18 protein-coding genes are annotated in these 19,041 nt (G+C 67.1%); 3 read left to right on the top strand and 15 right to left on the bottom strand.

The window, feature by feature from the left end; genetic code table 11:
* Positions 1–41: 41 nt before the first annotated feature.
* The 7 genes from V5F74_RS06290 to V5F74_RS06260 all read right to left on the bottom strand — a co-directional run bounded on the left by V5F74_RS06290 (position 42) and on the right by V5F74_RS06260 (position 9,256).
* A complete protein-coding gene (locus V5F74_RS06290; protein ID WP_038193841.1) occupies positions 42–911 on the bottom strand; it encodes an FkbM family methyltransferase in 870 nt (289 codons plus the stop codon).
* A 184-nt stretch (positions 912–1,095) separates the two neighbouring features.
* Positions 1,096–2,148: an acyltransferase family protein gene (locus V5F74_RS06285; RefSeq protein WP_394006875.1), complete on the bottom strand. Its 1,053-nt coding sequence runs from the start codon at positions 2,146–2,148 to the stop codon at positions 1,096–1,098.
* Between the two features lie 17 nt (positions 2,149–2,165).
* Complete coding sequence (locus V5F74_RS06280) at positions 2,166–3,650, bottom strand: hypothetical protein (RefSeq protein WP_394006873.1); 1,485 nt, start codon at positions 3,648–3,650, stop codon at positions 2,166–2,168.
* The gene (locus V5F74_RS06275) at positions 3,650–4,459 is read right to left on the bottom strand and encodes a WecB/TagA/CpsF family glycosyltransferase (protein WP_029555314.1); all 810 of its coding nucleotides are present in this window, start codon (positions 4,457–4,459) and stop codon (positions 3,650–3,652) included. The genes V5F74_RS06280 and V5F74_RS06275 overlap by 1 nt, the downstream gene beginning before the upstream one ends.
* Positions 4,460–4,533: 74 nt before the next feature.
* Entirely contained in the window at positions 4,534–5,349 is an 816-nt protein-coding gene (locus V5F74_RS06270; RefSeq protein WP_245279259.1) for a polysaccharide biosynthesis/export family protein, read from the bottom strand.
* Positions 5,350–5,664: 315 nt separating this feature from the next.
* Positions 5,665–7,785: a GumC family protein gene (locus V5F74_RS06265; protein ID WP_029555312.1), complete on the bottom strand. Its 2,121-nt coding sequence runs from the start codon at positions 7,783–7,785 to the stop codon at positions 5,665–5,667.
* A gap of 172 nt (positions 7,786–7,957) precedes the next feature.
* The gene (locus V5F74_RS06260; RefSeq protein ID WP_394006870.1) at positions 7,958–9,256 is read right to left on the bottom strand and encodes a lipopolysaccharide biosynthesis protein; all 1,299 of its coding nucleotides are present in this window, start codon (positions 9,254–9,256) and stop codon (positions 7,958–7,960) included.
* Positions 9,257–9,616: 360 nt separating this feature from the next.
* On the opposite strand from V5F74_RS06260, the gene V5F74_RS06255 reads away from it, so the two are divergent.
* Complete coding sequence (locus V5F74_RS06255; RefSeq protein WP_156026228.1) at positions 9,617–9,991, top strand: hypothetical protein; 375 nt, start codon at positions 9,617–9,619, stop codon at positions 9,989–9,991.
* A 24-nt stretch (positions 9,992–10,015) separates the two neighbouring features.
* Here the strand turns inward: V5F74_RS06255 and V5F74_RS06250 are convergent, their stop codons facing one another.
* The 6 genes from V5F74_RS06250 to V5F74_RS06225 form a co-directional block, all read right to left on the bottom strand.
* Positions 10,016–10,270, bottom strand: a complete 255-nt coding sequence (locus V5F74_RS06250) for a hypothetical protein (RefSeq protein WP_029555309.1) — start codon at positions 10,268–10,270, stop codon at positions 10,016–10,018.
* A gap of 314 nt (positions 10,271–10,584) precedes the next feature.
* The gene (locus V5F74_RS06245; protein WP_029555308.1) at positions 10,585–11,370 is read right to left on the bottom strand and encodes a succinate dehydrogenase iron-sulfur subunit; all 786 of its coding nucleotides are present in this window, start codon (positions 11,368–11,370) and stop codon (positions 10,585–10,587) included.
* Between the two features lie 100 nt (positions 11,371–11,470).
* Positions 11,471–13,306, bottom strand: a complete 1,836-nt coding sequence (gene sdhA, locus V5F74_RS06240; RefSeq protein WP_029555307.1) for a succinate dehydrogenase flavoprotein subunit — start codon at positions 13,304–13,306, stop codon at positions 11,471–11,473.
* 3 nt (positions 13,307–13,309) lie between these two features.
* Positions 13,310–13,726 carry a succinate dehydrogenase, hydrophobic membrane anchor protein gene (gene sdhD / locus V5F74_RS06235; RefSeq protein WP_029555306.1) on the bottom strand — a complete coding sequence of 139 codons (417 nt, stop codon included), beginning with the start codon at positions 13,724–13,726 and terminating at the stop codon, positions 13,310–13,312.
* 10 nt (positions 13,727–13,736) lie between these two features.
* Entirely contained in the window at positions 13,737–14,135 is a 399-nt protein-coding gene (sdhC, locus tag V5F74_RS06230; RefSeq protein WP_024280382.1) for a succinate dehydrogenase, cytochrome b556 subunit, read from the bottom strand.
* Positions 14,136–14,454: 319 nt separating this feature from the next.
* The gene (locus V5F74_RS06225) at positions 14,455–15,141 is read right to left on the bottom strand and encodes an OmpW/AlkL family protein (RefSeq protein WP_281809383.1); all 687 of its coding nucleotides are present in this window, start codon (positions 15,139–15,141) and stop codon (positions 14,455–14,457) included.
* Positions 15,142–15,579: 438 nt separating this feature from the next.
* On the opposite strand from V5F74_RS06225, the gene V5F74_RS06220 reads away from it, so the two are divergent.
* Complete coding sequence (locus tag V5F74_RS06220) at positions 15,580–16,617, top strand: alpha/beta hydrolase family esterase (RefSeq protein ID WP_394006866.1); 1,038 nt, start codon at positions 15,580–15,582, stop codon at positions 16,615–16,617.
* Here V5F74_RS06220 and V5F74_RS06215 read toward each other — a convergent pair.
* A complete protein-coding gene (locus tag V5F74_RS06215) occupies positions 16,593–17,645 on the bottom strand; it encodes a MaoC family dehydratase (protein WP_024280379.1) in 1,053 nt (350 codons plus the stop codon). The genes V5F74_RS06220 and V5F74_RS06215 overlap by 25 nt on opposite strands.
* A 195-nt stretch (positions 17,646–17,840) precedes the next feature.
* Between V5F74_RS06215 and V5F74_RS06210 the strand changes: the two genes are divergently transcribed.
* Positions 17,841–18,755: a cation diffusion facilitator family transporter gene (locus V5F74_RS06210; RefSeq protein WP_394006864.1), complete on the top strand. Its 915-nt coding sequence runs from the start codon at positions 17,841–17,843 to the stop codon at positions 18,753–18,755.
* Positions 18,756–18,825: 70 nt separating this feature from the next.
* On the opposite strand, the gene V5F74_RS06205 is transcribed toward V5F74_RS06210, so the two are convergent.
* Positions 18,826–19,029, bottom strand: coding sequence for a DUF1737 domain-containing protein (locus V5F74_RS06205; protein ID WP_024280377.1), 204 nt, complete (start codon positions 19,027–19,029; stop codon positions 18,826–18,828).
* Between the last annotated feature and the right edge of the window lie 12 nt (positions 19,030–19,041).

Raw genomic sequence — 19,041 nt, 5'->3', positions numbered from 1 at the left:
CCGGGGCGCGGAACCTTCGCCGAAAGCCGCCGGGCATCGCCTCAGGCGGCCGGCACGCCGCCTTCAGAGAGCACGCGGCCCTGCGGATGCAGCGCCACATAGTTGCCGAAAGCGCTGGGGCAGGTCGCGAGCGGCTTCAGGACGCCGTCATCCTGCATGTGGAAGAAGCGGTAGCCGTGCGCGGCCAGCGCATTCCAGGCCGCTTTGGTATCGCCGCCGTCCGCAACGAGGGTGGGGCAGTTCATCTCGAAGATGACCGTCGGATGGAAGGCATCCAGCGTCTTCGCCGCGCCGCCGATCACCCGGTCCTCGGCGCCTTCCACGTCGATCTTGATGCAGTCGACGCGGGCCACGCCGGCATCCGCCACCAGATTGTCGAGGGTGGTGATCTCCACTTCCTCGCTCTCGGTGCTGGTCCCGTCATTGATGAGCGAGAAGGCCTGCGGGTCGTCGCCGAGCGGGTTGTGGAACAGCACCGCCTTGCCCACTGCGTCCGAAATCGCCTTGGGCACGATGGTGACGTTGGTGAAGGCGTTGAGCGCCAGGTTCTGCTTCAACTGCTGGCCGGCATCGGCACCGGGCTCGGCCGCCACCACGCGGCTCGCGATGGTCGCCGCCTTCAGGGTGAACAGGCCGATATTGGCGCCCACGTCCACGAACACGTCGCCGCGCCGCAGGAACTTGTCGAGATAGCGCACCTCGGGCTCCACATTGTCGCGGAGCAGATAGATGGAGGTGGTGGTGAAGCGCAGGTCGGCCGGCAGCTTCAGCCGGGCGCCGGGGGTGATCTCGGCGATCGGGCTGCGGCCGAGGGCCACATGCAGGGCGAGGGAAATCGCGCGTCCCGTCACCGTCAGAGGGGCCTCGCGGAATGCCGGTTCGTTCACGAGCTTCTTCACTCGTCTCAACATCTTCAAACCCCCTCACGCTTTTCGCCGGTCGCGGACTGGAACGTCTGCCGGACACCGGGCCGCCCGGCCCCCCGTTGGGCGGTGCAGCATCGATCACGAATGTAGGAATAGACAGACCTTGCCGGGGTTCGGCAAGGCGGTAAAGGCGACTTCCGGCGAAAAAGCCGGCTGCCGCGTGCTCCTTTCATCCCGGCCGTTCGGCCGTGACCTTGCCGGGCGTTGCGCGCCGGCCGCTCATGACCCGCAGCAGCGGCCGCTCGACCGCCAGATGGACCAGCACGGAAATCACCATGGCCGCGCCCACGGCGGCGACCCCGCAGGCGATGTAAAGGGCGGGACCGGAAAGCGGCAGAGACGGCGCCAGGCGCACGAACACCTGCCCCACGGCGGAAAGCACCATGCCGTGAACGAGATACAGCGAATAGGAGGCGTCACCTAAAAGCGCCAGGACGGCCACCCGGGGCACCGGGCGGGCCCGTTCCAGAACCAGCGCGCCCGCCACCACCATCGCCGCCGGCACGCCCCAGCGCAGCATCCGCGTCTCCGGCGGCACATCCCCCTGCGACAGGAGCGAGATGAAGCCGCAGCCGATCAGGACAAAGCCCCAGCCGCGCGGGATCGGCGCGCCGTTCAGATACCAGAGCCCGAGGCCTAGGCCGAATACGAACTCCAGCATGATGGACGACGTGTAGAAGGCGAAGAAGGGATTGTCGCTCGGCGCGGCGAATCCGAGGACGGCGAGGGCCGCGATGACCACGCCGACCCCGACCACCCGTCGCTCCTGCGGGAGCAGGAGGGCGATGCCCCACAGCAGGTAGAAGAACATCTCGTAGTTCAGCGTCCAGCCGGGCACCACGAGGGGCTCGAGCGTGCCCAGCACCGGGTGTCGGGCCGGCAGGAACAGGTAGGAGGCGATGATGTGCCAGGCTTCGGCCTTGCCGCTCTTCACGAGCTGCGGCGCGAGGAGGAGCAGCGCGAGGCTCGCGGTGGTCACGATCCAGTAGAGCGGCACAATGCGCACGAGGCGCTTGTGGTAGAAGCTGCCGGTATAGCCGTCCCGCTTGTAGGTGGTGACCAGCATCAGGAAGCCCGACAGCACGAAGAAGATGTCCACGCCCGCCGCGCCCGATTGCGGCCAAGGTGCTTCGAGACCCAGCCGCTGAAGCGGTGCGCCGAGATGGAACACCACCACCATGAGGGCGGCTATGGCGCGCAGGACCTGCAGCGACTCAAGCATTCCGGCCTCCCGACCGCTCAACGTGCACCCGGGCTGCGCCCGAGCGTGACATGACGCGCACCGCGCCCGCCGGCACGCGGACCCTCACGCGAGACAAGATGGGCCTCCGCGCTCCGGCTGAAGCGGGATAGGACCGTCACCGGCGCGGCCGGCGCGGCGCGTCGCTGACGGTCGAGATACACGATGAGCGCCATGACGACGCCCAGCTCACCGGGGGTGAAGACCACCGAATACACGGCCGAGCTGACGATCAGGTAAAGCACGTAGTCGGCGAGGGCGAGGGTGAAGGCGTCGGTGAGGTCCCGCGTCAGGCGAAACACATAGACGAAGCACCAGCCGTAGAGCACCGCGAGCAGCGCCGCGCCGATCACCCCATACTCGAAGATCACGCCGATCCAGCCAAGGTCGGCGATGAAGAACTGCCCGTTCCCGAAGATGTCGTTGAGGGTGGTGGTGCTGAAGCGGGTGGTGGCGCCGACGCCAAAGGTCCAGCGCATGGGGTCGTCGCCGAGGAAGCCGAACGCCAGCGCCGACGAATTCTGCCGCACCGAGAGCGAGGCGCCGAGCGCGTTGGTCGCCCCGTCGAGGGAGCCCGAGAACAGGCCGAGCTTGTAGGCGAGAAGGCCGGTGCCCGCGGCCGCGCCGACCAGCGCAGCGCCGACGACGAGGCGGCGGAGCATCGGCGGCAGGGACATGGTCATGCCGAAGGCCACCACCACCACCGCCGCACCGATGGCGGCGCGCTGCTTGAAGATGAACAGCATGGGCAGGAAGGACACCGCAACGCCGAGCGCGAACAGCACGTTGCGCCGCAGGATGAAGGAGCGGGCCAGGAAGAACACCAGGATCATGCCGAAGAACATGGGCATGTAGACGCGATAGCCGCGCTCGAGATCGAAGAGCAGCAGCTTGCTGTCCGCCGGATTGTTGGAATACCAGGAGGTCGGCGCCGCGAGATAGATCAGCACCATGAGGATGAAGGTGCCCGCGCCGAACGCCAGCACGATTTTGCGGATGCTGGAGGGGTTGACGGCAAGCAGGGCGAGCAGGGCGGAAAGGCTGAAATAGTAGGTAAAGGGCCAGGCCTTGATGGTGGTGGTCAGCGCATCGAGGAAGCCGTTGCCGAGCTGGATCATCGACACCATCGGCGTGAAGCCGAGCGCATAGGCGAGCACGGTGAGGAAGGCCCCGCTCACCGGCAGCTTGAGCCGGGCCACGGCATAGAAGGCGAGCGGCAACGTGAGGAAGGGCCAGGCCTTCGAGAGAAGGTAGGGCGGCGGATACTCGTTGAGATAGTAGAAGACCTGCGCAAACAGCGGCAGGGTGCCGGCGAGCACGAATTTGGCGAGGAGCGCTGCGTCATGGTCGAGCCGGGCATCGCCGGGGGAAAAGGCGGCCACGTCCCGCCGCAGGGGCATCACCACGCGCGGGCGAGCGGCGGGGCTTTTGCCGGGTGCGCCGGTGCCACCTGGGCCGGGAATGTCCGCCGCCCCGCCCGCCATCAGGGGCGGTCCGCCGCGGCCGGCTTCATGCCATAGGCCGCGGGATTGACCTTCGCCTTCGCCGCCACCCGGAAGATGGGCAGCGAATCCACGAACACCCGTTCGATATGGGTGCTGGGGCTCTGGATCAGCCGGTAAAGCCACTCCAGGCCGAGTTTGCGGAAGGCTGGGCTCGCCCGCTGCACCAGACCGGTGAGGAAGTTCAGCGCGCTGCCGACGCATAGGCCGGTGCCCACCGCGTTGCCGCGCGCGCGGATCATGTGGGCGAGGTATTCCGACCGCGGCGCGCCCACCACGAGGAAGACATAGCGCGCCGGGTGCTCCTCCACGAAGCGGATGGTCGCCTCCACCGCCTGCGGGTCGTCGATGAAGCCCATGGGCGGCACGTGCATGTGGAGGGTGCGCAGACCGTAGCGCGCAATCAGGCGGCGCTTCATCTCGTCATTGCCGCCGATCACCGTCACCGCGTCGTCGGGCGTGATGACATGCTCGAACAGGTAGGTGGAGAGATCGCTGCCGGGGCACAGCGGGATGTCGAGGCCGAAGAGGTTGCGGGCGAGCCAATGGGGCGCCGAGCCATCGAGGGTGTGCAGGCCGGCGTCCTCGAGCGCGGCGGCGAAACGCGCATCGCCACGCTCGTTGAGCCGCACCAGATGGGAGGCGTTGGACGTCACCACATAGGCGAACGGCGATCCCGGCGGGCGGGCGGCGATGGCCCGCGCCGCGCCGGCCACGTCCAGGCAGTCGAATGGCACCTTCAGGAAGGTCTGCGTCCGGACGGAACCGGCGGCCTCACTCTCCGCGAACATGATGGTCCAGCCTTTTGCGGTGCCGCTCCGCTTGCGGCACGGATGATGCGCGACCGCGGTCCGCCCGCGCAGGTCTACTGCAGGAGCGAGCTTGCGCCGCCGGTCTGGGTGTAGGAACCGATCGTATAGCTGAACTGACGCTGGAACGGCACCACCTTGGTGATGAACTGGTCGATCCAGAGATTGACTTCGGCGATCGAGGAGCGCGGCACATAGATGATGTCGCCGGTCACGAGCGGCACATCGTTGGCGTCGAACCCGGTCTGGATCACGTCACGCACGTTGATGAGGCGCAGCATGGGCTCGTTGTTGGGCCCGCGGCGGATGAGCGCGACCTGTCCGGTGCGCGCCTCTTCGGTGAAGCCGCCGGCCTGGAGGATGCCCTGCAGAACGCTGGTGCCCATGTCCGCGAGCTTGAAGGCGCCGGGATGGGCCACCATGCCGCCCACATAGACGCGTGCCGAGACCGCTTCCTCCAGCGAGACCACCACCTTCTGGTCGACGAGCTCCTTGCGGGACTCGCGGCGGATGTAGTCCTGCACGCTGGAGAGGTTGCTGCCTTCCACCCGGATTTGGCCGATGGCCCGCGGCGCGATGGAGCCGTCGGGACCGACGGTGAGATCCTCGTCCATTTCGCGGGTGATGAAATACTTGACCTTGATCTTGTCGCCCGGCCCAAGCCGATAGCTCGGCACCTGGTCCGTCCACGGCTTGAAGCGGTCGGAATTCACTTCGGTGAAGCGCAGTTCGTGCCCCGTGGTGAAGGGCTCAGTGCCCGTGTTCTGCGATGTCGCGATGGCGGCGCAACCGTTGAGAATGCAGAGGCTGACGAGGGCGAGCCCGATGCGGGAGAGGGCGGCGGCACGGCGGCGGGACGCGGCGCCGATCATCTCCGGTGCCGTTCCGCGCGCGGTGTGTCTCCCGTCGCACTGTGGCAAGACCATCGACAACCCCCGGAACGAATCATAAGCGAATGGTTAACGCGCAAACAAACCGTGTGTCGGCCGCCATCGGCAAACCGTCAACAGAAGAGCCAGCAGCGAGAACCGTCGAACGTGGTAAAGGCACCCTAAAGGGCCATGGTTAACGTTCGCTTATTGGCGGGGCGGCGATTGCTGCGATGCAGAAAACCCGTGGCTGCCCAAACGCATAAGGGGCGCTGACGCGCCCCTTTGCCATTAGGTCTTGCAGCTTCAGGATGCAGTTTAGGCGCGTCTATACAGCCAGTTGGGAAGATAATAGCGGCGCCCGAGGAAGATGAAGCCGAACAAGAGACCGCCGCTCTCGATCACCGAATCACGCAGGTGGAGCGCGGCCGGCTTGCGGGTGCGCTCGGCCTGCACGGCCATCACGTTGCCGTCCACCAGCTGGGAGAAGCGCTGGGTGACGAGGGAGGCGCGCGGCAGGTTCGAGCAAACGACGATGCAGTCGAACGCCTGCTTCAGCTCTGCCATCATCATCTCGGCCTCGGCGATGGGCAGGCGCAGGTCGAGGAGCGGCGAGCGGTCGGCCTCCGCCGCCACCCACAGGAGAGGCACCGGTGTCGCCACCACCGCGACGCCCCCGCGCACCGCGCTGTCCCCCCCGACCAGCGGATAGGGCGTCGCCGAGCACAGATCCACGAAGAGGGTGCGCTTCTGGCGCTGGCGCGCGAATTCCTCGGCGAGGGAGCGCGCGAACCACGGCAGGGCATCATCGTCCTCGGGCGAGAGGAAATGGATGGCGCGCAGCGGCTGGTCGTCGATTCGGGTGTCGAGGAGAAGGGTGGCGCAACTGCTGATGGCACGCTCGGTGGCAAGGGAGTCCGGCTGCTCCCCGGTGTCGTCCAGCACCGCGATGGCCGGCATCCCGAGCGCGCGCTCGGCCTCGCCCGGCATGATGAACGAGGTGCGCAGGGTGGAGGCGATGGCGCCCGCAGCTCCGCCGAACAAGAGGCCGGCGAACAGGCCGGCCGCAACCAGTGGCAGCGCCAGCGACCGCTTGGTGACGGCCGAGCCGGCATCCTGCACCACCCGCACCGACGACTGGCGCGACTGGGCCGCGGCCTCCTCGATGGACGCGGCCACCGCACGGCGCTGATATTCGCGGAAGCCCTCGCTCAGAGAATCGCGCCGGCGGTTCAGCTCGATGAGGGGAGTCTCGGCGGCGCGCAGGGCGGCGAGGCGCTCCTCGGCCACCCGCTGCTGCTGCACCAGCTCGCCCTTCTGACGGGCGAGCGAGTCCTGTTCCACCCGCAGGCTCAGGATCATGTTCTGGATGTAGTTGACCTGCGGATTGCGTATCGCGCGATCGGTGTTGTAGCGCCGCTCCGAGCGGCTCTTGATACGCGCGCGGATGGTCACGATCTGCCGGTCGAGATCACGCAGGAGCTGGCTGCCGGGGGCATATTGGGAGGACACCCGGTCGCGCTCGAGCAGGAGCTTGGTGAGGGTGTTGTTGTCCTCGTCGCCGGGCAGCGCATCGGTCTTCTCGGAGAAGTCGAACACCGAGTCCGGCAAGGCGGCGAGCTGCTTCTCCGCCTCGGTGAGCTGCGCGGTGACGGCGACTTCACGCTCGGCGACCTGGCGGCGGCGCTGGAGGATGCCGTCCACCTGGTTGGACGCGAGGATCGCATCCTGACTGAACTCGATGATGCCGACCTTGGCCTTGAGCTTCTCGATCTGGGCGTCCACGGAGCTGAGGTCCTGGCGGAAGCGCTCCACCTCCAGCTTGAGGATCTTGGCGGTGGGATTCTCGAACAGCCGGCGCCGGACCGACAGATAGTTCTTCACCAGGGCGTCGGCGGCCTCCACCGCCACGTCACGGTCGGGATTGGTGAAGCTGACGCGGATGACGTTGGAATCCGCCAGAACGGAGGCCCGCAGGCTCGCCTGGAACCGCTCCACCGCCTTGTCCACGGCGTCCTTGTCAGAGCTGAACATGCGGGTGATGGCGGAGAAGCGGCCGGGCGGGAACAGGCGATCCATGCCCACCTGCTCCACCGTGGCGCGGACCACGTCCGCGCTCTCGATGATCTGCACTTCGGATTCGACCTGCTTGAGGCCCTCGATACTCAGCACCGAGGGACCCGAATCGGTCACGTTCTGGGCGTTGGAGACCTCGCGGCTCACGATGACCATGAGCAGGCTTGAGGCGGTGTATTCGGTGCGGCTCGTCACCGCCGCGCCGATCGCGATGGCGAACGGAAGCGCGGCCGCGAGCAGCACGATACGGATGTGGTAGAAGGTGGCGATCAGGAAGTCGCGGACCGTGAAACCAAGGGATCCGGATGCGACGGCGGGGGATGAATCCGTGGCGTCCGGCTGCGCCGCGTGCGGCATCAACATGCTTCCCCCTGAATGCTCCGCGGCGCCGGCCAGCTCTCTGGTCATCACTTCGCACCTCGGTTGAGGCGCGGCAGCACGGTCGAAATCTCGCCGTGAGACTGCCGGAGCGCCATTACTTTAGCGTTAACCACCTGTTGCGAAAAGCGATGCACCGGGCGCGCGGATCCTCGTCTCAGAATGCACGCGGCATGGTGCGCAGGACTGCCAGCGCGGAGCCGATGGCGAGCTGGGAGGCGAACACGGCCGTGGCGATGGCCGCGCCGATCATGCCGAAGGACGGGATGAGCAGCACACACAGGATCAGGCAGACCACCGTCTGCGCCACCGTGAGCCAGCGCAGCAGTCCGCCGTGACCCGCCATGGCCAGCACGATCTCCTGGCAGGGCAGCAGGGCATAGACCAACTGGCCCACCGCAAGGATGACCAGAGCGGTGGCGGCAATCTCGAAGCCCGGGCCCACGAGGTGCAGGATCATCGCCGGAAAGAAGAACATGCCGACCAGCAGCGGCGCGCTGAACACCGCGATGGCGAGGCGGACCTTGCGGTTCAGCTGGCGCAGGGCGTCCCATTGGCCCTGCCGGTGGCGGGCGGCGAAGGAGGGCGCCGCCACGCTGCCGATGGAGGCGCTCACCACCCAGGTCAGCATGGAGATGCGGCTCGCCACGCTGAAGGCGCCGACCTGGGCCGGCTGGCCGAAGGTGGCAAGCAGAAGCACCGGCAGGGAGGGCAGAAGGATCTGCACCGTCTCCACCACCGCCAGGGGCATGGCCGTGCGCCACAGCGCGGGCAACTGCTCCGCCGTGCCGTCCATATCCGAGGGGGTGTCCACGAAGCGGTGGCGATCCCGCCACACCAGCACCAGGCCGATGAGCGCGGCCGCGACGTTGGCCACCGCCAGCGCGATCAGGACACCGTCGAGGGACTGCACCCCGGCGAGCAGCGCCGCAAGGGTGAAGCAGGGCCAGAGCCCGTTCTGCACGAGCTGCCCCCAGGCGCTCTTGTGCAGGCCCATGAGGGCATTGCCGACGAAATAGCACATGGCCTGGGGCAGGATGATGAAGGCGGCGAGGAACAGGGGGCGGGCCGCCTCGGGATCACGGAAAAGGCGAGTGGCGATCGGCTCCGACAATGCGCCGGTGATCAGGGAGACGACCAGCCCGATGACGAGCACGGCCACTCCGCCGGTCAGCAAGGCGTGCCGCGCGGCGCGCCCCTTGCCGATGGCGAGTTCTGCGGCCACGTGGCGCACCACGGCCCGCTCGAAGCCGCCGCGCGAGACAGTGGCGAAAACGCCGACCCAGGTGAGGCAGAGGAAGAAATAGCCGGAATCATGCACGCCCAGGATGCGCGCGCCGAGCACGTAGAGGCCGAGCTTGCCGACCAGTTCGAGCCCGCGCGCCATCATGGCCGCGAGATAGATGCCGTAGGTGTTGATGAGCCCCATGGCGGAGCGGAGCTGGGCGGCGCTCACGGGCGGAACGATCCGGTCCGGGCCGCCGGTAGGCCGAGGATCGATCCCCGCGCGGCAGGTGCCCGCAACCTGCCTGCGCCTTTCTCGTCCGTTCTCGCCACCCGAGCCCCCGTCGCCGCTATCCTGCCTCGGCGAGGTCATGGCCCCCGCCGGTGCCGGACCGGTTCCGCAAAGCAGCATCCGGCCCTATGAGGGAGCATTAGTGCGCACGCGCGGCCAAGGGAAGCGGTAGCACAGGGGTTGCCGCTTTTTGGGGCGGGAGCGGGCGGCGCGGGAAACGGGAGGCGGCCTATGGCGGGACGAACCGGAGGCAGGCGAAGCGGGCACTCCCCGGCGGGGCGCAGCTTCACGAGCCTCTTCGTGGGGGTACTCATCCTCGGGCTTATGGCAGGTCCGGGGCGCGCGCAGGCCCCCATGCAGAGCTTCGGCGACATGCCGGCGCGGCCGCGCATCGATCCGGATGTGGACCCCTATCCCTTCGATCCGTTCCTCTCGCTGCGCATCTACCTGCGCCAGCGCCTTCCGGCCGGATGGTGGGCGCGCGACCCGGTTTACGACGCCGGCGCCTTTACCGTTGTGGTCAACATTCCCGAGAACTGGCGGGGCAATCCCACCTCCGCCATGCTCCAGCTATGCCCGCAGCCGACGAGCGCCCTGTGGCAGGGCATCACGCTGATCGAACTGAAACCGTTCTTCCACAAGAGCCCGTGGCCGTCGGTCTCATGCCGCAAGTGACGCTGCCTCAGGCGCGGCGCAGTCTCAGAGGTTGATCTCGCTGCGGAGCGACCGGTGCACGTGGACCGGGGAGGCCGGCGCCATGTGACGGCCGGACGTGCGCTCGAAGCCGAAGACGACCGCCATCGCGACGAAGGCGAAGAAGATGATGCTGCTCGCCGTGCTCAGCGTCAGAACGAGGCTGCCCAGCGCGACGAACATCTCCGACGGGTGGGTCACCACCGCGAACAGCAGCGCGAAGGCGAGAAAGGCCGGGAAAACGGCGCGAATGATCCACATGGCGAGGCCTCCGAGTTTGACGCTGTCCAGTGCCAAAATGTCACAGATAATCTTAACGTTAACATATAATTTACCATTTTGAGAAGGGCATGAAGGTGCCGCGCGCGCTCGCATAACGAGGCGATGAACGGAGCGGTTCCTGCGGGGGAGGTCGGGGCGGGGGCGGGATCCGCCCGGTCAGACGGGGTGTGGCGGCGGGCTGGCGTCAGGCCGCAACCCGCGCCTCAAGCCTTCGCTGCGAAAGCCCCAAAATGAAAGGACCGCCGCGCCGATCAGGCGGGCGGTCCCGGAAATGGCCGGAGACGCGGTCAGCGTCAGATCTGGCGCTCGACCATCATCTTCTTGATCTCGGCGATGGCCTTGGCCGGGTTGAGGCTCTTCGGGCACGCCTGGGCGCAGTTCATGATGGTGTGGCAGCGATAGAGCCGGAAGGGGTCTTCCAGATAGTCGAGCCGCTCGCCGGTGCGCTCGTCGCGGCTGTCCTTCAGCCAGCGGGTGGCCTGGAGGAGGGCGGCGGGGCCGAGATAGCGGTCGCCGTTCCACCAGTAGCTCGGGCAGGAGGTGGAGCAGCACGCGCACAGGATGCACTCGTAAAGGCCATCCAGCTTCTCGCGGTCGTCCTTGGACTGGCGCCACTCCTTCTCGGGGGCGGCGGTGTCCGTCTGGAGCCAGGGCTCGATGGAGGCGTGCTGGGCGTAGAAATTGGTGAGGTCGGGCACCAGATCCTTCACCACCGGCATGTGCGGCAGGGGATAGATGTTGACCACGCCCTTCACCAGCACCTCGTCCATGCCCTTGGTGCAGGCGAGGGTGTTGGTGCCGCCGATGTTCATGGCGCACGAGCCACACACGCCTTCGCGGCAGGAGCGGCGGAAGGTGAGGGTCGGGTCGATCTTGTTCTTGATGTAGATCAGGCCGTCCAGCACCATCGGGCCGCAATCCTCGCGATCGACGTAATAAGTGTCGATGCGCGGATTTTTCCCGTCGTCCGGATTCCAGCGATAGATGCGGAACTCGGTCAGCTTCTTGGCGCCGGCGGGCTTCGGCCAGGTCTTGCCGGTCGTGACCTGCGAGTTCTTCGGAAGAGTGAGCTCAACCATGGGACGTCCTGAAGCGCTGGAGCGGTGACCGCCCGCAGGAATTCTTGCCATGGCCGCGCGCGGCGGGCGTTTCCCCCGGCGCGCGCGGTCGAGTGGGGCGTCAGTACACGCGCTTCTTCGGCTCGATGTACTGGATGTCGTTGGACAGCGTGTAGGTGTGCACGGGGCGGTCGTCGAGCCGGACGGCACCGGAGGCCGGGTCGAAATAGGCCAGCGTGTGCTTCATCCAGTTCACGTCGTCGCGGTCCGGGAAGTCCTCGCGGGCGTGGGCGCCACGGCTTTCTTGACGGTTCGCCGCGCTCTCCATGGTGACGATGGCCTGCGAGAGGAGGTTCTCGTATTCCAGCGTCTCGATGAGGTCGGAGTTCCACACCAGCGAGCGATCGGTGACGCCGATATCGCTGGAGTCCTTGAACACGTCGTGGATGAGCTTCTTGCCCTCTTCGAGCACCTCGCCCGTGCGGAAGACGGCGCAGTTGTTCTGCATCACCTTCTGCATGGAGAGGCGCAGCTCGGCGGTGGGGGTGCCGCCGGAGGCGTAGCGGTACTTGTCAAGGCGGCCCAGTGCCAGCTCGGCGCTGTTTTCCGGCAGGGGCCGGTGCTTCTCGCCGGGCTTCACCAGCTCGGCGGCGCGCAGGCCGGCGGCGCGGCCGAACACCACGAGGTCGATCAGCGAGTTGGAGCCGAGGCGGTTGGCGCCGTGCACCGAGACGCAGGCGGCCTCGCCGATGGCCATCAGGCCCGGCACCACCTTGTCCGGGTCACCCTGGCGCTTGTCCAGCACCTCGCCGTAATAGTTCGTGGGGATGCCGCCCATGTTGTAGTGCACGGTCGGCAGGATCGGGATCGGCTCACGCGTCAGGTCCACGCCGGCGAAGATCTTCGCGCTCTCCGAAATGCCGGGCAGGCGCTCGTGGAGGATCGCGGGATCGAGATGGTCGAGGTGGAGGAAGGCGTGGTCCTTGTTCTTGCCGACGCCGCGGCCCTCGCGGATTTCCATGGTGATGGAACGCGAGACCACGTCACGCGAGGCAAGGTCCTTGGCCGAGGGGGCATAGCGCTCCATGAAGCGCTCGCCCTCGGAATTGGTCAGGTAGCCACCCTCGCCGCGGGCGCCTTCGGTGATCAGGCAGCCCGAGCCGTAGATGCCGGTCGGGTGGAACTGCACGAATTCCATGTCCTGCAGGGGCAGGCCGGCGCGCAGCACCATGCCGCCGCCGTCGCCGGTGCAGGTATGGGCCGAGGTGGCGGAGAAGTAGGCGCGGCCATAGCCGCCGGTGGCGAGCACGGTGAGGTGCGCGCGGAAGCGGTGGATGCTGCCGTCGTCGAGCTTGATGGCCACCACGCCGCGGCAGCGGCCTTCCTCATCCATGATGAGGTCGATGGCGAAATATTCGACGAAGAACTCGGCCTGGTGCTTCAGCGCCGCGCCGTAGAGCGTGTGCAGCATGGCATGGCCGGTGCGGTCCGCCGCGGCGCAGGTGCGCTGGGCGGTGCCCTTGCCGAAATGGGTGGTCATGCCGCCGAAGGGGCGCTGGTAGATCTTGCCGTCCTCGGTGCGAGAGAAGGGCACGCCCCAGTGCTCCAGCTCGTAGACGGCCGCCGGCGCGTTGCGCACGAGGTATTCGATGGCGTCCTGGTCGCCCAGCCAGTCCGACCCCTTGACGGTGTCGTACATGTGCCATTCCCACTTGTCGTCGCCCATGTTGCCGAGCGAGGCGGCGACGCCGCCCTGGGCGGCGACGGTGTGGGAGCGGGTGGGGAACACCTTGGTGATGCAGGCGGTGCGCAGGCCCGCCTCGGAGCAGCCCACCACGGCGCGCAGGCCCGCGCCGCCGGCGCCGACCACGAGCACGTCGTAGGTGTGATCCTCAATGGGGTAGGCGGCGCCGTTGATGCCGGGCGCGGCGGCCCCGTTCGTTGCGGTATCGGCCATGTGTCAGCCTCCCAGGCTGATCTTGAGCACGGCGAAGGCGCCGGCGAGGGCAACGGCAATGCTGAAGAAGGTGTTGGCCACGATGAGCAGCACCTTGAGGCCTTCCGTATGCACGTAGTCCTCGATGACCACCTGCATGCCGATGCGCATGTGCGTCGTAACGGAAAGCAGCGTCAGAAGGATGATCACCGCCACCAGCGGATGACCGAGCGTCGCGCGGGCCGCGGCGTAGCTCTGGCCGGCCACCGAGATCACGATGATGATGAAGGCGATGGAGAGCAGGAGGTTCGCGGCGCCGGTGACGCGCTGCGTGAAGAAGTGCTCGGTGCCCGACTTCGCAGCGCCGAGGCCGCGGACGCGGCCGAGGGGCGTGCGCATGGTGGTGCGTGCGGGCGCGGGGCCGGAATGGGGGGTGCTCATGGCGTTCTCCTCAGCCCTTCAGCGCGAGGCCGATGATCCAGACGACCACGGTGAGCACCACCGAGCCGGCCAGGGTGGCCTTGGCGAGCAGAACGCGCTCCGGACCGAAGCCGTGGATGAAGTCCCAGATGAAGTGCCGGATGCCGCCGAGCGCATGGTGCAGCAGCGCCCAGGTGAAGCCGAAGAGGACGAGGAGGCCGATGGGCGAACCTGCAACCGCGGCGAAGGTGGCGTAGGCCGAGGGGGACGTCGCGGCCGCGAGCAGCCACCATACGAGGATCGCCATGCCGAAATACAGGCCGACGCCCGTGATGCGATGCACAATGGACATCATCATCGTGAACAGCGGACGGTAGATCTGTAGGTGTGGCGATAGGGGGCGATCAATGCGCTGAGGGCTGTCGGCCATGGGGCCTCCTCCTGAAAAATCGATCGATCAGGTATCTCAATCGTCGTCTCTTCGCAACGATTCCAAAGCACCTTGGGCGGCTTTAAAGACCGTTACGCAGTGGTCGGCAATTGGATGATCGTCCTATGTCCGCGCTTGTAGCGGCCGATTGCTGCGGTGCCAACGCCCCACCGGGGGCCGGATCGCCCCGCGCGCAAGGGAATGTGATGCCTTCGCGGATCGGCGCGACGCAGAACTGTTGCGGGCGTGCGGGCTGGCGGGCGAAAAAAAACGCCGGGCAAGCCCGGCGTTTTCTTTAGGTCGCGACTGGATCGGTCGATCAGAAGCGGTAGGTCACGCCCGTACCGAAGATCCAGGGATTGATCTGCGCGCTGCCCTGCAGGTAGGCACCGCCGACGGTCTGCAGCAGGAAGTCGGGCTGCAGGAAGATCTTCTTCACGTCGACGTTAAAGCCCCAGTGGCGGTCGATCATCCAATCGAAGCCGGCCTGGAGGGCGAAGCCCCACGCATCGTTGACCTTCAGCGAGGAGAAGGCCGGGTTGGTGGCATCCTGGCTGAAGAAGGCGGTGTAGTTCACGCCGGCGCCGATGTAGGGCTTGAACGGGCCGAAGTCGGTGAAGTGGTACTGCAGCGTGAGGGTGGGGGGCAGCAGCCACACCTTGCCGACCTGGCCGAGGCCGGTGATGGTCCCCGCGCCATTGATGTCGTGGGGCGTCACGCCCAGAATGAGTTCGGCGGCGATATTCTTCGTGAAGTAATAGGTGATGTCGAGTTCGGGAACGACCGAGTTGGAGATGGAGAGGTCGGAGCCGGGAATGCCCGTCACCGAACCGCCGGCCTCCGGCACCACGTAGAGAGCGCGCACACGGATCTGCCAGGGGCTCAGCGGCTCTTCAACCGCGGGGGCCTTGTAGACCGGGGTGGAAAGATCGGCGGCCGTCGCGCTGCCGGCAACGAGGGCGCTGAGCCCCGCCGCGAAAATGATACCAAGTCCGAGCTTCGACATGCCCCGCTCCCACAAGCCCTTTGAGATAACTGATGGGAAACACTTCCTCCTGCGAGGCGCTGTTCAGTTTGATCTAGATCAAATTGGCGGCGGAGCTGCCGCGTGTGTGGCCGCAATGACACACCGCCGCCCCGCCGCCGCCGTATTCGCAGGGCAAGCCTGGATGCGATGGCAGGGGCGGCCGCCGCGCTAAATTCTATTTGTTTCAAGAGGCTTATTGCGCTCATGACGGTCCTTGCCGCCCTTGTTCGCCGCCGCCCGGCCCCCGATGCTTCGACTTTAGACGTGTGGCAATCGTGGCTGCGGCGGGGCGCCGCTGGCAGCGGGATGTTCCTTGCGAGTCTCTTTTTGTTCCTGTTTTGGTCGGTTTTTGCTCCGGCCCATGCGGAATCGGTCAAGGACCTCAGGCTTTCCGTCAACGGAGAGACGCGCCGTTATGTGGTTGTGACACCCGACGGCGTCACCACGCCGGTGCCCACGGTGATCGCGCTGCATGGCGCCGCGCAGACGCCGGAGAGCTTCCGCGCCTATTTCGGGCTCGACGCCGCGGCGGCAAAGCACGGATTCGTTGCCGTCTATCCGGAAGGGGAGGGGCGGACGTGGAACGATGGCCGCCCGGCGGCCATGCGGCTCAAGATGATGCTGCGGCCGGGCGACGACGTGGCGTTCCTCGTGGCCCTGGCGCGGCGTCTGGCGGCGGACGGCATCGCCGATCCGAACCGCATCTATCTCACCGGCATTTCCAACGGCGGCTTCATGGTGCAGCGCATGGCCTGCGAATACAGCGAGCTGTTCGCCGCCTACTCGGCCATCATGTCCACCGCCCCGGCCAACTATAAGGAGGAGTGCCAGCCGTCGAAGCCGGTCTCCATCCAGTTCATCCACGGCACGGCGGATTCGGTGATCGGCTATAACGGATTCTGGACGCCGCTGGGCTCGACCCTTTCGGCGCCCGACAGCGCCCGTCTCTATGCCGCATTGGACGGATGCGGGCCGGCCACCAGCACCAAGCTGCCCGACCTGGCCCCGGAAGACGGCACCACCGCCGAGCTGCGCCGCTGGGAGGGGTGCCGGGATGGCAGCGCGGTGGAGCTCATCACCATCGAGCGCGGCGGCCACCAGTCGCCGGCCATGGTGGAGACCAAGCCGGATCTCGCCACGCCATTTCTCGGCCTGCGCAGCCACGATATCGATGCCGGCGAGGAGGTTTGGCGCTTCATGTCGGTCTTTGGCGGGCTTCCGGCCCCAGCGGCGCCGGCCGCGCCGCCGCGCAAGCCGAAGCCCAAGCCGACCACCTCAGGCGCCGCGGCAAAGCCGACGGCGACGACCTCGGGGCCGGCCGACGGGAGCAAGCCGTCGGAAGCGAAGTCGCCGGCTGCCAAGCCCCAGGGGGCGAGCGCCGCACCGCCCGCGACCTCTGCCGGGGCGGCGGCGGCGTCCGGCGCGACAGGTCAGCGCGGGATCAGCGCCCAGTAGTCGAGATCGAGGATGACGCTCGGGTCGTAGTCGCCGTTCTCCGCCTTGAAGGGGAAATCGGCGGTCGGCCGGTCCTTGGTGGCGACGGTGCGCAGGCGCAGCGCGCCCACGTCGTCACGGCCCGGTAGTTCCTGCGCGTCCAGCACCTCGCTCCAGGCATGGACGGTGAGGCCGGCGAACAGCGGCGCCACATGCCGGCCGCCGTTGATCGCGGCGATGTGGAAGGCGTTGGCGAGGCCGTTGAACGAGAGTGCGCGGGCGATGGAGATCACATGCCCGCCGTAGATGAGACGGCGGCCGAAGCGGCCCTGGCCCTCGGTGAACTGGTTGAAGTGCACCTTCGCCGTGTTCTGGTAGAGGCGAGTGGCGATCATGTGCTCCGCCTCCTCCACCGTCATGCCGTCCACATGGTCGATGCGCTCGCCCACCGCATAGTCGCTGAAGCGGGCGGCGGAGCCGGACAGGTCATCGCGCCAGCCGGCGAGGTCGAGCACGGGCACGGCGCCGCCGAGGGCGTCGGGCGCCAGCGCCGCCGGGAGGGTCGGCACCACCGGCTCCGGCGCGGGCAGGGACGGGTCGGCCTTGCGCACCATCACCCAGCGCACATAGTCCAGCACCTCGGTGCCATCCTGGTTGAAACCCACGGAGCGGACATAGACGACGCCGCTCTGGCCGTTGGAATTCTCCCTCAGGCCGATGACCTCGGAGACGGCCGTGAGCGTGTCGCCGGGATAGACCGGGGCAAGAAAGCGCCCGCCGGCGTAGCCCAGGTTCGCGACTGCGTTGAGCGAGATGTCCGGGACCGTCTTGCCGAACACGGTATGGAACACGAGCAGATCGTCCACCGGAGCGGCGGGATAGCCGATGTCCTGTGCGAAGGTGTCGGCCGACTGGACCGCGAAGCGGGTGCCATACAGGGCACTGTAGAGGCTCACATCGCCCACCGTGACGGTGCGCGGCGTCGCGTGGCGGATCACTTGGCCGACGCTGAAATCCTCGAAGAAATTGCCCCGGTTGGTCTTGCTCATCTAGGGTCCCCCAATTCGTCGCCGCATGTTGCAGAGCCCGTGGGTGCGACGCAACAGGCCGAAGGGAGAACGTGCCGAATCTCGGCCGCGATGCGGGATCGGCTTGACGCATACCCCCCTAATAGTCCTCATGGGGGCGTTCCGAGGCGGTGCTGGGCCGCTCCGGGAAAACGCAGCGGGCAAGAGGGGGCATTCGTGTCGGGTTCGGCGAGCCAGAATCTGTCGTTCAAGGCCATGATCTTCACGGCCTGCCTGTTTCCCTTCTACATCCTCGCCGCGACGCTCACCAATTCGGCGGCGATCCTCACCGACCTCCTTGCCACCTCCTTCGACCTCACGGCGCTCACCGCCTGCTGGCTGGTGCTGAAGCTCGCCCACAAGGCCCATGCGGGCAAATATGCCTACGGCCTCGGCAAGCTGGAAAACCTCGCCGAACTGATGATCGCGCTGCTGCAGACCATCCTGGTGGTCATCGCCGGCACCCGCGCCATCATCCGCGTGATGCACCCGGAGGGCGTGGATGGCGCCGAGCTGGGCCTGTTCGTGGCGGCCATGGCGGTGATCGGCAACGTGATCCTGAACCGCAAGGCGACCCGCCTCGCTCACGAGACCCATTCCCCGGTGCTGGCCGCCCAGGCCCGCGTTCACCTCGTCTCGGCCATCGCCTCGGGCTCGGTGTTCACGGTCACGGTGATCCTGTCGATCTTCAACAACATCCCGATCCTGTACTACCTCGATCCGCTGGGCTCGTTCGTGGTCATCGGGTTCATGATCTACAACATCTACGCCATGCTCTCGAACTCGGTGGCCTCGCTGCTCGACCAGGCCATCGACGAGGCGGGGCAGCTGCGCATCCTCAAGGTGCTCACCACCCACTTCGACGATTTCGACGAACTGGGCGACATCCGCACCCGGCAGTTCGGCGGCAAGATGTTCGTGGAGCTGCATCTCGGCTTCGAGAGCGACTGGACGGTCGCCCGGGCCCGCGCCGTGGTAGCCAAGCTCTCCGAGTCGGTGAAGCGGGAGTTCCGCGAGGCCGGCGACGAGGTGGACGTGTCCATCGTCCTCATGCCCGGCCACGCCGCGGCTGCCGAGGCGAAGGCGGTCTGATCCGCCGTCGCGCATCTCCGATCGGTGATCCCCGATCGGCGCTCCCAATAGGCGATCGCTTGGCGCGGGCTCAGTGCTCGGAGAGCACGACCTCGTCCGACCACTCGCCTTCCACTTCCTTCACGATGGCCTGCCCGCAGATGACGCGGCCCTGAACGGTGTCGAAGGTGAGCGTGGGCGCGCCGTGGAGCTGCCAGCCCCGGTTCAGGGCAGCGGACACGCGCTTGCAGAAGGCGGCGTCGTCAGGGCCGGTGAGATAGCGATAGAGCTTCATGGTTCAGTCCCC

Source organism: Xanthobacter aminoxidans, from assembly GCF_043193615.1.
Lineage (GTDB): Bacteria > Pseudomonadota > Alphaproteobacteria > Rhizobiales > Xanthobacteraceae > Xanthobacter > Xanthobacter aminoxidans.
Note: the sequence above shows the minus strand (reverse complement) of the source record. Positions and strands in the feature narration are given on the sequence as shown.